The 14,038-nt window shown below is 73.0% G+C and carries 9 protein-coding genes; 4 read left to right on the top strand and 5 right to left on the bottom strand.

The window, feature by feature from the left end; translation table 11 throughout:
- Nucleotides 1–95 precede the first annotated feature (95 nt).
- The 3 genes from I6A60_RS13865 to I6A60_RS13855 all read left to right on the top strand — a co-directional run bounded on the left by I6A60_RS13865 (nucleotide 96) and on the right by I6A60_RS13855 (nucleotide 2,024).
- A complete protein-coding gene (locus I6A60_RS13865) occupies nucleotides 96–449 on the top strand; it encodes a MerR family transcriptional regulator (protein ID WP_203014060.1) in 354 nt (117 codons plus the stop codon).
- A gap of 874 nt (nucleotides 450–1,323) precedes the next feature.
- Nucleotides 1,324–1,629, top strand: coding sequence for a hypothetical protein (locus I6A60_RS13860; protein WP_203042371.1), 306 nt, complete (start codon nucleotides 1,324–1,326; stop codon nucleotides 1,627–1,629).
- 101 nt (nucleotides 1,630–1,730) lie between these two features.
- Nucleotides 1,731–2,024: a hypothetical protein gene (locus tag I6A60_RS13855; RefSeq protein ID WP_203014062.1), complete on the top strand. Its 294-nt coding sequence runs from the start codon at nucleotides 1,731–1,733 to the stop codon at nucleotides 2,022–2,024.
- 47 nt (nucleotides 2,025–2,071) lie between these two features.
- Here the strand turns inward: I6A60_RS13855 and I6A60_RS13850 are convergent, their stop codons facing one another.
- From I6A60_RS13850 to I6A60_RS13835, 4 genes are all read right to left on the bottom strand, one after another.
- The gene (locus I6A60_RS13850) at nucleotides 2,072–4,558 is read right to left on the bottom strand and encodes a hypothetical protein (RefSeq protein ID WP_203055627.1); all 2,487 of its coding nucleotides are present in this window, start codon (nucleotides 4,556–4,558) and stop codon (nucleotides 2,072–2,074) included.
- Nucleotides 4,555–6,987 carry a transglutaminase domain-containing protein gene (locus I6A60_RS41580; RefSeq protein ID WP_203014066.1) on the bottom strand — a complete coding sequence of 811 codons (2,433 nt, stop codon included), beginning with the start codon at nucleotides 6,985–6,987 and terminating at the stop codon, nucleotides 4,555–4,557. The genes I6A60_RS13850 and I6A60_RS41580 overlap by 4 nt, the downstream gene beginning before the upstream one ends.
- A gap of 98 nt (nucleotides 6,988–7,085) precedes the next feature.
- Nucleotides 7,086–8,231, bottom strand: coding sequence for a DUF58 domain-containing protein (locus I6A60_RS13840; RefSeq protein ID WP_203014068.1), 1,146 nt, complete (start codon nucleotides 8,229–8,231; stop codon nucleotides 7,086–7,088).
- A gap of 4 nt (nucleotides 8,232–8,235) precedes the next feature.
- Complete coding sequence (locus I6A60_RS13835; protein ID WP_238435392.1) at nucleotides 8,236–9,222, bottom strand: MoxR family ATPase; 987 nt, start codon at nucleotides 9,220–9,222, stop codon at nucleotides 8,236–8,238.
- A 95-nt stretch (nucleotides 9,223–9,317) separates the two neighbouring features.
- On the opposite strand from I6A60_RS13835, the gene I6A60_RS13830 reads away from it, so the two are divergent.
- On the top strand, nucleotides 9,318–9,638 hold the full coding sequence (locus I6A60_RS13830; protein ID WP_203055626.1) for a hypothetical protein: 321 nt from the start codon (nucleotides 9,318–9,320) through the stop codon (nucleotides 9,636–9,638).
- Nucleotides 9,639–9,765: 127 nt separating this feature from the next.
- Here I6A60_RS13830 and I6A60_RS13825 read toward each other — a convergent pair whose 3' ends face one another.
- Nucleotides 9,766–14,010 carry a toll/interleukin-1 receptor domain-containing protein gene (locus I6A60_RS13825; RefSeq protein WP_203014069.1) on the bottom strand — a complete coding sequence of 1,415 codons (4,245 nt, stop codon included), beginning with the start codon at nucleotides 14,008–14,010 and terminating at the stop codon, nucleotides 9,766–9,768.
- Between the last annotated feature and the right edge of the window lie 28 nt (nucleotides 14,011–14,038).

The raw sequence follows: 14,038 nt of genomic DNA, 5'->3' as shown, positions 1-14,038 counted from the left end.
CCCCCGGGGGGGGGGGGGGGCGGTGGGGGGGGGCCCCCCCGGGGGGGCGGGGCCCGCGGCCCCCCCGCCCCCCTCGACGTGTCCCGAGAGGCGCGATGACCCCTGAAAGCCCCCGCAGACCAGCCGACAGTCTCGACGACGACGACTACCCTGCCTACACCATGGGCCGCGCGGCCGCGATGCTCGGCACAACGCCAGGCTTCCTCCGGACCCTCGGCGAAGCCCGCCTGATCACCCCGCTGCGCTCCGAAGGCGGCCACCGCCGCTACTCCCGCTACCAACTACGCATCGCCGCCCGCGTCCGCGAACTCGTCGACGCCGGCACCGCGATCGACGCCGCCTGCCGCATCGTCATCCTCGAAGACCAACTCGCCGAAGCCCAAAAGATCAACCAACAACTACGCGACAACCAGCCGGCCATCCAGCCGTCGACCGCCGAAACACCCTGACACCCAGACCTTCTAGGTCGTGTCCCGCCGAGGGCTCATCACAGGTCCGACCTCGTGTCAGCGAGTGTCGCCGACGCAACGGGAGGACCAGATCTTGATCGGGATCTGGCGCTCGGCGTCTGATAAGTTCGCTCCCGAAGCACAGCACTCCATGGACGTACAGGACGTCCACGGCGAGATCCGGTCGGATGCGGGTCGGCCGGTTGGGGGTTCGATTCCCCGGGAGTGCGCGCCTGGTTGAGGCAGGTCAGGGCCCCGCAGCCGCCGACGGGTGGCGCGGGGCTCTGACATTTCCGGACCTGCACAACTGCCTCCATCCCCGGCCCGGCTCTCAGGTCCCAGCAGTCCGAACCTGGATCTCAGCCGGTCTCGCCGGGTGGTACGGCCGCCTCTTCGATCTTGGTGTGGGTGTCGCTGCGAAGCTGGCCGACCAAGGTGCGAGCGGTGCCGGCGCTGACGTGGAGCCGATCGCGCAGCGTCGCCGCGGAGATGGGACGCCGGTGCTCTTGCCAAAAGAAGCGTCAGCCCCACAACGACCACGACCATCGCGGTGACGAGCCTCGCCGCATAGGGACTCCCCGCGATAGCCGGAGCAGCCTCGCGGGGCAGGACCGCCGATTCTTCTCTTTGCCGGTTCATCGGATGACACCCCCGACCGGCCACGAGGCGGCGAACCTGATCAGCGAGACCAAGCAGACCGGCCCGCAACCGTGGCCGGCGAACCGACCGGCCTCGGGTGCCGCGAAGTCCACGCACGCCTGGGGCCGATGTCCCACCGTGACAACCCACAGCGGTTAACACTCCGGTCGACTCGGCCGTTGAACTGGCGGCCAACGCGGATCGGCGCCAGCATAGAAGCCGTGAACGGACCCAGGTGTGCGCGGCGTGTGCGCGCACACGCCGTCGCTGCCTGGCACACACCGGCACAGACCGGCACCGGGAAGCCCTGACCACCGGACGCAGCGGGATACAACCCGCACTCCACCGCCTGCGCCACGGCGTCGCCACCTACCTCGTCGGCACCGGCAAGCTGCTGAAGGCCCAAGCCCGTCTTGGCCACCGCGACGCCGCCACCACCCTGCGCCACTACTCCCACGCCACACCGCTGGACGACCAGGACATCGCCGACGACCTCGACGCCCTCCTCAACCAACACCAGAGCGGACCAGCAACGACCTAGCTAGGACCCGGTCACTCGCAGGAGTCCGCGGCGGCACCTCGGGGCTGCTGCAGCGCCGCCAACTACACCCGTGCCGAGGATTGGTGCGCCGACTTTGCGAAATGGGTCTGGATGCAGGCCGGCGCGGATGTCGCCAAGCTGAGCGCCGGGCGATCAGCTTCGAGTCCTCCCGCGGCGGCTGGCACCCCGGCACGGCGCTGACCGGCGTGCAGGTCGGCGATGTCGTCGGGCCGAACTTCGGCGGCTCCACCGGCGACGACCACGTCAGCGTCGTCGTCACGATCAACGGCAACACGATCTCGGCCGTCGACGGCAACTGGGGGGACACGGTCGGCCCGCGTGTCTTCTCTCGGGGCGCGGCCGGCATCTCCGGGTACGCCGTACCGGCGGTCTGACCCCCGAGCCGCTGGGTGCCCGGGTCGGGGCGCAGGCACCGAGCGACTCAGCGGCGGGACACCTCGAAGCGGGTGAAGTAGGCATGGCCGGACGACTGGTCCCCGGTGTCCCCGAAGGAGAAGGCTTGCAGGCCCACGCCGGACCAGGCGCCGTCACCCGCCGGAGCGGTCGCCTGGCCGTAGGACCTGCCGTCGATCGTCATGGACAGCTCGATGCCGGCCGGCGTCTGCGAGCACCCAGCCGTGATGACGTGTGGGGCGTTGAAGTCGAGCCCGGTCGACTGCTGGCTGAGATAGTCTCCGCCAGGCCCGGTGATGACGACGGTTCCAGTGTGCTTGAGCAGGAACTCGTATCGGTCGCCGGACGGCTCGATACACCACACTCCCCAGCCTCCCCCCTGGTCGGGACTGACGGGCCTGCCACTCGCCTGGACGGTCAGCGCGGGGGTGAGGACGCCGCTGTCGATCGGGGCCATGGACCAGTAGGAGAAGCCCGCTCTGTAGCTCTCGACCAGGTAGCGGCCGGTGCCCGCGTAGCCCGCGTCGCCGTTCTCCGGCGGGTTCGCGAGATTGTCCGTCCAGCGGTGGGTGGTGAAGTCGTCGCTGAAGATCACTCTGGACTCGGGTGTCGAGGGGCTTGGGCTCCCCGGCGTCGGGCTGGGCGAGTCGGTCGGCGACCCGGACGGAGGTCCGGTACCCGGACCCGTCGCGGAGGGTGAGGTGTCCGGGCCGGAGGGGGTCGGGCCGGGCGAGTCGCTGGGGCCGGTCCCGGTCGGCGTCGCGCTGGGGTCGGGCGACGGTCCGGTGCCGGTCGAGGTCGGCTCCGGCGGCCCGCTCGTCCCGGCACCGGTGGGGGTGCCGCCCGTGCCCGAGGCCTCTGGGCCCGGGGTGGTGGTCGATGTGCTCGCGGGGCCGGTGCCGGGGGCGGCGGGTGTCGTCGTCGGGTCGCCGGTCCGCAGTGGCCCGCTGGGCTGGGAGTCGTCCGAGGTGGCGGCCGGGCTCGCGCTGGTGGACGGCGGCGGGGCGCTGACCCTGGCCGGCGTGGGAGGCGGTGACGCGTTTGGAGGCTGCGACACGGTTGGAGGCTGCGACGCGGTGGGAGGGGGAGGCGTGGTGGTCGCCGGCGGCGCGGAGGCCGGCGGCGGCGCGGAGGCCGGCGGCGGGCTGGAGGCCGGCGGAGGCGAGGTCCGGGTGGCAGGTGGGCTGGTGGGCTGCTTGCCTGTGACCCGCGGCGACGGTGGCGGTGTGGTCCTCGCAGGTGGTGTGGTCGTGGCGGGCGGTGTGGTCCTCGCAGGTGGTGTGGTCGTGGCGGGCGGTGTCGTCGGAGGCTGGGTGGTCGCGAGCGGTGCGGTCGTGGGCCGGTTGGTCGCGGGTGGAGTGGTGGGCGGCGGTGAGGTCCGCGCGGGCGAGGGGGCTCGGAACTTGTTGACCCGGTGCACGGTGCCGTCGGCCGCGACGGTGCCCGCCCATTCGCCGGCGGGCTCGTTGACGTAGACCCGCCCGTCGGCCGTGAACAGGTCGAAGCGGTTCCCGGCGCTCGCGGCGACCTGCCACGGCCCGGTCCGGCGGGTGCCGAGCCGGACCGCCGCTACCCGCCCGGTCGTGTAGTCCGGCACGAAGACGGTGCCGTCGACCTCCACCGGCGGCCCGAGCTCGTCCGACCCGGCGGTCCTGAGCGCCAGTGACGTGCCCTGGTCCGGTGTGCCGATCGGGTAGCGGAGCAGGACGTCGTCAGGTTGGAGCACGATGTCGACGGCGCTCGCGGTGGCCGCGACCGCGAGCGTCCCGTCCGCCAGGGGCGGCAGCCCGCGGGTCTCGCGGACCCGCCCGCGCGCCGCGTCGATCAGGACCAGCCGGTTGGTCTCGGCGGAGACCGCGACGACGTCTCGCCCGGCGGCGGCGAGCTTCGCGTTCGGTCCGGGCGGCGCGGCGGCGGCCCGGTGCTCACGCCCGTCCTCGATCCAGATGAGGGCTTTGCCTGCGCCGTCGGCGAGCCAGAGCCGCCCCGCCGCGTCGACGGCCATGCCGTCGCTGGTGGGGTGGGCCGTCGTCGCGAGGGGTGTGCCCGGCCGTGGGCGCAGCGTCGCGGGGTCGAGGTCGGCTACTTGGGCGTGCTCGACGTCGACGACGTACACGTCGGTGGCGGTCGCGAAGATCCGCTGGGTGCCGCCGGCGGTCAGCCCGTCCGCCGCGGAGACGGCGGCGAAGGTGGCCCCGTCGATCCGCGTTACAGTCGAGGTCTCCGGGTCTACCGCGTATCCGGCCGCGCCCCACCCGGCCGCCGACGCGGCTTGCGCGCTGCCGGTGGCGGACGGCGCCGCGGCGTGGCCGACGACCTCCGGGACCGCCCCGTCGAACAGCGTCAGCTCGCCCTGCCCGGCTGATGCCAGCCACACCGAGCCGCGCGACATGGGCACGACCGTCGGGGTGAAGGCCCGGTCGTGGCCGACGAACACGACGAGGCCGGCGGCTAGGGCGGCCACCAGCACGGTGGCGATCCACCAGCGCGGCGAGCGCCGGCGTGCGCCGTTCATCGGCCGGTGCCTTCCAGCCGTCGGCGAGCCGCGCGCCCGGTGCGCCGTAGCGCGGCGTCGCGCCACACCGGCCGCGGGTCAAGCCCGGCCCTGGCCATGACCAGTGGTCGTAGCCGCCCGTCCGTCCGGGTGGGTAGCTCGTGCATACCGCTGTGCCGCCCGTCTGGCTGGCCTGGTCGTGGTCGCCGGTCCGTGCGGTCCGGTCGCGGGTGTCGGTCCGCCCGGCCCGGGGGGCCGGCCCGGCGGCGGGACGACGAGCGGTCGAGCTGTCGGCGCAGCACCGACAGATCCGCCCAGGCCTGGTCCGCGGCCACCTGGTCCGGTGACGGCCCGCCGGACTCCAGTGCCGTCACTCGGGCGGCGAGGCCCGCCAGCGACGCGGCCACCGGTCCGAACGCCACAGCGGCGCGCTGGGCGGCGCTGCCGGGAGTGTCCGCGAGGGTGACGGTGAAGCGTGTGCCGGCCGCGGCCAGGAAGGCGTGTCCGGTCAGGTCGTCGAGCGCCTGAAGCCAGGCTCCGGCCAGCCGCTCGGCCGGCGTGCCGCGTGCCCGGCGGCGGCGTTGGGCGCGCTTGGCGACGAGTATCCCGACGCAGGCCAGGAGTGCGGCTCCTGCGAGGACGAGCAGGACCAGGCTCAGCCAGGCGGCGGCCCTGGCAAGCGACGGCGAGCGGCGACCGGTGCCGGCGGTCGCGGGCGGGCGGGCGCCGCCGCCGCCGGAACCGCCGGTATGGGTCGGGCCGGTGACGGGCTGGTCCGCCGGCGTGTCCGGGCGCGGCGCGGCCGCGGAGTCGTCGGCCGGGGGCGCCGTGCGGCTGGTGTCGGTGGGTTCGAACGGGACCCAGCCGTAGCCGCTGAACCGGACCTCGGGCCAGGCGTACATGTCCCGGTTGGTCACCGTGTAGGCGCCGTCCTGGCCGCGGCGCAGTAGGTAGCCGACGCTGACCCGGGTGTCGAAACCCGCGAGGCGGGCGAGCAGCGCGAAGGCGGCGGCGTGCTGCTCGGCGTAGCCGGCGCCGCCGGCCGAGCCCGCCGGCGCTGTCATCAGGGCGAGCAGGCGGTCGGAGGAGTGGCCGGAGGGCGCCGTGAGGCTGTAGGGCCGGGCGCGGACGGCCGCGGCCAGCCGGAGCAGGCGCTGGTAGGGCGTCCCTTCGCCACCGAGCAACGAGGCGGACAGCGCGCGCAGCGCGTCCGGCGGCGCCGGGTCGCTCGCTCCGGTGTTCGGGCCGGGCTGGGCCGGCCGCGCGTTCGTTAGGTCCGTGCCGGCTCGCGCCACCAGCGCCGACACGCTGTAGGCCATGCCCTGGCGCAGCGCTCCCGTCCAGACGAGGGTGCCGGAGCCCACGGCGAACCCGGCCCTGGGGCCGGTGATGTCGGTCCCGCCGAGCGCGGTCGGTGCGCCGATGGCCGGCAGGAACGGCCCGGTCCAGTCGTCGAGCACCACGTCGATCCGGGCCGGCCGGCCCGTTCCCGCCCCCGCCTGCGCCAGCACTCGGCCGGCGACGAGGAACCGGTCGTCGCTGCTCCAGATCACGCCGTCGTAGGCGTCGAGGGTGGCCATCCGGACCCGGTCGACGCGCACGTCAGCCGGTGCCGTCACCCGCACCGAGAACAGCCCCTTCGTGGGCGCGACCAGAGATGCCTTCAGTCCCTCCAGTGGGGTGACGCCCGGATCGACGCGCACCGGCGGCGGGTCGACGGTCCGGATGTCGAAGCGCCGCCCGCCGTCGAGCTGGGGCGGGAGGACCGCGGCCAGCAGGGCGAGGACGGTCACGGCCGCCGCCACGGCGATGGTCACGGCCGGGCCGCTCGCCGCGCCGGACAGCCGTGCGCCCTCGGCGCCGGCGGTCGTCGCGGTGACCCGCACCGGATGGGCCGCGCGCACGCGGGCCAGCGTCATCGCGCCGAGCGTGAGCAGGAACGCCGTCGTCCACCAGAGATGGTCCCGGTGCCGGTCGGCCGTGAGCAGAAGCGCGAGCGTGTACGCGGCGACGAGGGGAACCGCAGGCGCCGCCGGTCGCGCCGTCCGCGCGGCGAGCGCCGCCGCCAGCCACGAGGCGGTCCACAGCAGCAGCGACGGGAAGACCATCAGCGCCGGCTCGGTGTCGGCCGGGAGGTTGACGCTCAGCATGCGTCCCCAGGCATGGGCCGCGCCCCCGGCGACCGCGCGCGGACCGACACCGGGGGTCCCCACGATCACCGCGGCACAGGCGAGGGCGGCGAGCAGGGCCGCCGTGCCCACCAGGTAACTGGCCGCGAGCAGGGCCGGTCCCCGGCGTCCGGCGGCCGCGCCGACGACGACACCCACGGCCGCCGCGCCGACGAGCGGCGCCAGGTAGCCGGCCCCGGCGAAGAAGTCACCGAACAGCCGGCTCACGAGCGCGGCCCCGGCGAGGCACAGGACGTACTCGCCGGCGGTCCTGCCCGTCAAGCGAACCGGGGACCGCCGTCCGGCCCTGGTGGGGCCGCCCAGGCTCCCGTCGCGCCGGCCTCGGGCCAGGCCGCTGCGCGACACGGGCGGTGCGACGCTCACCGGCCGGCCCGCGCGTTCCACCGGCGCGCTGCCGCGTCGAGGGAGTCGGCGGCGATGCCGATGACCCCGGGAGGCGTCGGCGCCGGCGTGACGCCCCGCGGGACCAGCTGGACGAGGCTCACCACCGGCACGACGCTCAGCAGGCCGGCGACACGCGCCATCGCGTCGCGGGCCGGCACACCGGTGACAATCCCCACTGTGCTCGCACCGTCCCAGCCAGCGGGAGGGCGGAAGGCGGCCAGGCCCTGGTCCCGGGGGCTCCTGCGCGCCTCGGCCAGCAGGTCGAGCGCCGCCAGCGGCGCCGTGGTCCCGTGGCCCACGCCGCTCGCGACCTCGCCCGAAGTGGTGACGGCGGTGAGCGGCGCGCCAACCGCCCCGGCGGCGACACACCAGGAAGCCGCGAAACGCACCGCGTCGTCGAACACGTCGTCGTCGGCGTACGGCGCCATGCTGGTGTCCAGCAGCACGACGTGGTGGCCCTGGTCTGGCGCCACGGTGTCGCGGACGATGAACTGCCCGGTCCGGGCGGTCGACGGCCAGTGGATGAGCCGCCAGTCGTCGCCGTCGCGATACTCCCGCAGACTGTGGAACGTCATCCCGTCAGGTGCGCCTGCGACCGCCGCCCGGCTGTCGTCGTCGCCCCCGCGGCCCGGGAGCGGCACCACGGCGCGGGTCGCCGGATGGACGAGCAGAGCCGTGCGCGGCCCGCCCGCGCGGGTCCGGCCGGCGAGGCGGAACGGGTCGGCGAGCGCCAGCTCGGATTCCGCCGCCTCATAGCGGCCACGACGGGGCAGGGCCAGCGGTACGTCCGCCTCGGCCTGGCCGCCCGCCGCGAGACTGGGTACGTTGATCGCGGCGCGGATCGGCCCGACACGCTCGTAGGCGACGACCGGCGGCACCCGGAAACGCCCGGCGTTGACGACCGTCAGACACGCCCGCGCCGGACTCCCCTCGGTCACCCGGGCCGGGGTGAACGTCCGCGTCACCGTGACGCCGGCCCGCAACGGCCGCGCCGCCAGGGCGGTCACCAGCGCCGCCGCAGGGGCGGCTCCGAGCAGGACCAGCTCTGGGAAACGCAGTACGACGCCGCTCACGACGAGCAGCAGCGCGGCGGCGAGGGCCCCGACGCCGGCACGAGTCATCGCGCTACCTCAGCCGTGTCGGCGCCGCGGTCGGGACCTCGGCGAGGACCCGCTGGACGACGTCCTCCGCAGTGATCTTGTCCAGGAGAGCCTCGGGCGTCACCAGCAGCCGGTGGGCCAGAACAGGGACCGCGAGCGCCTGCACGTCATCGATCGTCGCGAAGTGCCGGCCCATCGACATCGCCATCGCCTGGGCGCACATCGCCAGCGCGACACCGCCTCTGGGACTCGCGCCGAGCCGGAGCTCCGGCCGGTCGCGAGTAGCCCGCACCAGGAGCGCGATGTACTGGAGGACCCCAGGGCTCACCACGGCGCCGGCCACGATGTCGAACATGCGCCGCAGCTGGTCGAGGGTCAGGACCGGCGACACGTCGTTTGCCGTCCGTCGCCGCAACGCCGCGTCCAGGATGTCCTGCTCATCCTGCAGCCCCGGATAGCCGATCCGGATCCGCATCATGAACCGGTCGAGCTGGGCCTCGGGAAGCTCGTAGGTGCCACGAGCCTCGACCGGATTCTGGGTGGCGACGCAGAGGAACGGCCGGTCCAGCGCGACCGGGTCGCCGGCGACCGTGACCTGGCGTTCGGCCATCACCTCCAGCAGCGCGGACTGCGTCTTGGGCGACGCCCGATTGATCTCGTCGGCGATCAGGATGTTCGCGAAGACGGGGCCCGGCCGGAATTCGAACTCGTGCTTGTCCGGATCCCACACCCGCACGCCTGTGACATCGGAGGGCAGCAGATCGGGCGTGAACTGGATGCGGCGGACGTCGGCCCGCACCGAGCGACCGATCGCCGAAGCGAGCGACGTCTTGGCCACCCCCGGGACGTCCTCGATAAGCAGGTGGCCCTCGGCGAAGAGACACACCAGTGCCAGGCGCACCGCCGCCGGCTTCCCTCGAATGAAGGTCTCGATATTCCGCGCCAGCGCCTCGAATCGGCGCTGAAAATCGGCGGCCGCTCCCGCGGCGGCCAGGTGGCCGTGCTCAGACAACGCCGGTCCCCCGATCGGCTGTTCCCACGAATATTCAGGCTAGGCGTGGCGCATGAATGTGCCCGGCCAACCAGACTTATCCTATGCGCCGGATCGTGTCCGACGAGGGAGCCGGGGAGATCCAGCTTGGACGAGTACCCGGAAAGTGTGGTTGGTACTGGACGATGGTCTACGGTGCACGAGGTTCTCAAGCCGGCGACAGGCTACTCCCGACCACCGTCGACGAGGCGCGCCGCCTGGTCAACGCCGTCATCGCCCTGCGACCGTCGACACGCGAACGCATCCTGCGCTGGTCGTTCTGGCGGCGCCGACACCACATCACCGCCCGAATCAGCCGTCACCGCCACAGAGGGCATCAACACAATTTTTACAAAACAGCGGCTGGTGGGCGCGGTCTCGACCTGCCTGCAGGGTGATCATGGTCGCTACGGCGTCGCTGGCATTCGTGGGTGTGCTGGTGGCCGGGAAGGACCGAAGGCGAGCGCGCACGACTATCCGGGTCGGCGAGTGGATCTCCACTCGCCGATCGTCATACGAAACTGCTCACGCGCAGGTTCTGACGTAGGGAATGCTAGGAATCTCGGTACGCCACTGCTGGACGGAAAGGCCTCCGGCGGCGGCACGACAGGCGACCGCGTTGAGTCGCCCGTTCAGCGTCAGTGGTCCACCGATCTCGTAGAGACCCAGCCGCGACGCGTCCACGCCGACGGTGACGGTGGTGACGGAATGTCCGTCGGGGCTGTACGCGAGCCCGTCGAGAGTCTGGTCGTCGTCGACGCTGGCGGTCCGGGTGAGGTCGCGCGGGTCGCTGACGTCGTAGAGGCGCAGCCGGCCGGCATGCGAGGCGACCTTGCTGGTCGTGGCGACGGTGCGTCCGTCGGGGCTGTACGCGACCCCGGTCAGGGTCTGGTCGTCGTCGACGTCGACGACAATGGTGGGTCTGCGCGGGTCGCTGATGTCGTAGAGGCGCAGCCGGCCGCCGTCGCGCACGTTGGTCGCGACGCCGCTGGTGGTGGCGAGAATCGGTCCAGCGGGGCTGAAGTCGATCCCGTTGAGCGGCTGGTCGTCGTCGACGCTGGCGACGCGGGTGAGAGCGCGCCGGTCGCTGACTTCGTAGAGCCGCATCCGGCCGGCCCCCTTCTGGGTGATGGTCGCGAGCAGGTGGCCGTCGGGGCTGAAGGCGACGTCGTTGAACGGCTGGTCGTCGTAGACGCTGGCCGTCGGGACACGCGGGTCGTCCACGTCGTACAGCCGCAGCTGGCCCCCGGACCGACCGCCGCCTATGTTGCTGAACGCGGCCAGGGTGCGTCCGTCGGGGCTGAAGGCGACCCCGTCGAAGGCCAGCGTGGTGTCCTCGACGCTGGCGGTGAGCGTGGGGCCGCGGGGATCCCTGACGTTGTAGAGCCGCAACCGACCATGCTCGCCGGTCTCGTCCTCGATTCTGCTGGCGAGCGCGAGGGTGTGACCGTCGGGACTGAAGGCGACCCCGGTTGGTGCCTGGTCGTCGTCGAGGGTGGCGATACGGGTCGGATTATGCGGGTCGCTGACATCGTAGAGCCGCAACATGCCCGGAGAAGCGTTGTAGTTGATGGTGGCGAGGGTGCGTCCGTCCGGGCTGTACGCGAGTCCTTCGAGGGGCTGGTCGTCGATGACGGCGGTGCGGGTGGGGTTACGCGGGACGGCGAGATCGTAGAGGCGCAACCGGCCCCCGGCCCCTCCAGTCACGTCGCTGCTGGTGGTGACGAGGGTGCGTCCGTCGGGGCTGAAAGCGAGACCGGTGACGGCCTCGTCGTCGTCGACGCTTGCCGTGGGGACGCGCGGGTCGCTGACCGCGAAGAACCGCAGCCGCCCCTTGCTCGCCGATCCGACCTTGCTGATGGTGGCGAGAGTGCGCCCGTCCGGGCTGAAAGCGAGACCGTCGAGGTCCTGGTCGTCGTCGACGCTGGCGGTGAGCGCGGGGTGGTGCGGGTCGCTGACGTCGTAAAACCGCAGCCAGCCGCCGTCCCCACTAAAACCGACCGTGGCGAGGGTGTGCCCGTCGGGGCTGGCGGCGATGCGGCCGGGAGTCTGGTCGACGTCGACGCTCGCGGTCACCGTGGGACGGTGCGGGTTGCTGACGTCGTAGAAACGTAGCCGGCCGCCGCCTCGGTCCCCCGTGTCGTAGCTGATGGTGACGAGTGTGTGGCCGTCGTGGCTGAAGGCGAGTCCGACGAGAACCTGGCCGTCGTCGAGGCTCGCGATCGGGACGCGCGGATCGCTCGGGTCGTAAAGCCGCAGCCGGCCGCCGTCCTGGCTCCCGTCCAGCTGGCTGACGGTGGCGAGGATCCGCCCGTCGGGACTGAACGCGAGACCGTTGAGAAGCTGATCGTCGTCGACGCTCGCCGGTGGACGCCGAGGGTCGCGGGTGTCATAGAGCCGAAGCCGACCGCCGGTCCTGCCCGCCACCTGGTCCTCGATGGAGCTGACGGTCGCGACGGTATGCCCGTCGGGGCTGAAAGCGACATCGGCGAGAGGCCGGTCGTCGTTGAGGCTCGCTGCCGGGACGCGAGGGTCGGCGGCGTCGTACAGCCGAAGCTGGGCCTGGGCGCCGGTGCCGCCGATGGTGGCGAGCGTTCCTCCGTCCGGGCTGAACGCGACCCCGTTCAGGTTCTGGTCTTCCTCGGTGGTTGCCGTCCACGGGGTGGTGGCAAGGGCTGACGCGAGGTTGGTCCGGGTGTCGAAGGTCGAGGTGAGGCGTTCCGCGGCGATGTCGAGGCGGAGCGCGGTCTCGGGATCATCGGTCCGCTGCTGATCGGCCCGTGTGTCCAGCTGCTGCGCCGTGGCGAGTGCGCGTTGCCGGGCTGTCTGCGCTCGCTGGCTCCGGGCGTCGCTCCGCTGGCTGATCGCGACGAAACCAACGGCGGTGGCGAGCAGCAGGAGCGTGCTGAGCAGGGCGACGCGCCGGCGGCGGCGCTGCCGGCCGTGGCGGCGGCTGGTGTGCAGGAAGTCGCGGCCGGTCGAGGTGAGCTCGTCGATGCCCAGGGCGGCGAGTGTGGCCGTGGCCCGGGCGAGGTTCCAGAGCCGGTCGGTGGGTCGGCCACGGCGGATCCAGTCGTCGCCGGCCGACTCCACCTCGCCGCGCAGGCGCAGCAGTTCGGCGGACTCGGTGATCGCGGCGGCCAGGGGGGGCCAGACCGTCAGGAGGCTCTCATGTGCGACGTCGATGGCGACGTCACCGTCGGGCGTGGTGTCGACGACCAGCAGCCGGCGCGCGACGAACGGCGTCAGGTCACCGCGAGTGGTCGCCGGGAGATGATCGAGGGGTACTCGTCGCCGGACTGGCTGGCCATCGGCGTCGATGGTCACCAGCCGCAGCAGGGACGCCAGCACCTGGGCGTCGGTGTGCCCGGTGGCCGCCCTGGCATCGGCGAGCGCGTTCGCGGCCTGCCGGATCAGCGCGCCTCGGACGCCGCCGACCTCCTCGTACAGCGCCGGCGACAGGGTCGCGCTGTTCGCGTCGCGGGCGGCGAGGTCGAGCTGCTGCAGGGTGTAGGCGAGCAGCGGAAGCGCCTGACCGTCGACGGTATCGAAGACCATGCGTCGGACCAGGTCATCGTCGATGGTCAGCCCGGCCAGCCGGGTCGGCCCGGCGATGACCGCCGGAAGCAGAGCGCGATCAAGCGGCGGAAGGAACTCCGCGCGCACCCGGAGCCCGACCGCCGTCGCGAATCCCACCAGCCGGTCAAGGTATTCCGACCGCAGCGTCACGACGACCCTGGTCCGGCCAACGGCCAGGTCCGCGATCGCCGCGAGGAAAGCCGTCCGCGCGGTGTCGTTGACCTGAAGGAGCTCGTCGGCCTGGTCGATGACGAGCAGCAGCCGGTCAGCAGCCGGAACTGCCGCCAGGAGCTCCTCGGCCAGCCTCGTCGCCGCGCCGGGCTCGGTGAGGATCCCCGTCAGCTCGCGGACGTCCCAGGCGAGGCCGTGTAGTCCACCGGCGCCGGCCAACGCGTCGGCGAGCGCCCTCGACGGCTCGCCGCCCGGGACGACAGGTGGGAGGACGAGCCACTGCGGCCTGCGAGCGAGTGCCGCTGCCAGTCCGGCGGCAGCCAGCGAGGACTTGCCGCACCCCGACGGGCCGACGAGGGCCAGCACCTCGTTGGTGTTCTCGCCCAGCGCGGTCACCTGCTCGACGAGGCGGTGGGTCTCCTGGTCACGGCCTTTGAACACCAACGCGCGGCTGACGTCGAACGCGGCCAATCCGGGAAACGGCGACCGGCTCTTATCCCACTCGGCGCCCCATGGCCGTGACCACCCGGGAAACCGCGGCGGCTCACCAGCCGGTTCTTCCGCGCCGAGAAACCAGGCGGAGGAAGCCGTCCCGCCCAGCGCCACGGCATCCAACAGCCTCGCGCGGGCAGCGTCCTGATCGAGAGTGAACAGGTCAAGGCAACCTACCGGCGGACCCAGCAGTCCCGGCCGCGGGCAGTCCTCCACCCGGACCGTCAACAGGCTGCGGCCCGTCGGCTCCCACACAGCCTGCCATTCCGCGTTTCCCGCAGCCGAGGTCAGATAGGCCGCGGACAGAACCGCGACAGTCCGCGGCGCCGTCGAGACGGCCCGATGAAGCTCCGCGACCTCCCGCGAGCCGGCGGTGAAGTCCCACGCCCGCAACAGGATCCGCAGACCGCTCTCACCGAGCTGCCAGCCAATCCACTCGGCCCACGCCTCGTCCGCCTCCGTATACGACACGAACACGTCGACCCCGCCCAAGGCACCGCCCGACCCTTGGCCGCCCCCCGTGACCATGCACGGAGCGTGTCACAGCCGCCGTCGA

This window comes from Frankia sp. AgB1.9 (assembly GCF_016786355.1).
Classification (GTDB): domain Bacteria; phylum Actinomycetota; class Actinomycetes; order Frankiales; family Frankiaceae; genus Pseudofrankia.
Note: the sequence above shows the minus strand (reverse complement) of the source record. Positions and strands in the feature narration are given on the sequence as shown.

What these genes read in the sequence shown, in the direction of transcription:
- I6A60_RS13865 (WP_203014060.1), top strand. Translation starts at nt 96, where the DNA reads ATGACCCCTGAAAGCCCCCGCAGACCAGCCGACAGTCTCGACGACGAC.
- I6A60_RS13855 (WP_203014062.1), top strand. Translation starts at nt 1,731, where the DNA reads ATGGGTCTGGATGCAGGCCGGCGCGGATGTCGCCAAGCTGAGCGCCGG.
- I6A60_RS13850 (WP_203055627.1), bottom strand. Translation starts at nt 4,558, where the DNA reads ATGAACGGCGCACGCCGGCGCTCGCCGCGCTGGTGGATCGCCACCGTG.
- I6A60_RS13840 (WP_203014068.1), bottom strand. Translation starts at nt 8,231, where the DNA reads ATGACTCGTGCCGGCGTCGGGGCCCTCGCCGCCGCGCTGCTGCTCGTC.
- I6A60_RS13825 (WP_203014069.1), bottom strand. Translation starts at nt 14,010, where the DNA reads ATGGTCACGGGGGGCGGCCAAGGGTCGGGCGGTGCCTTGGGCGGGGTC.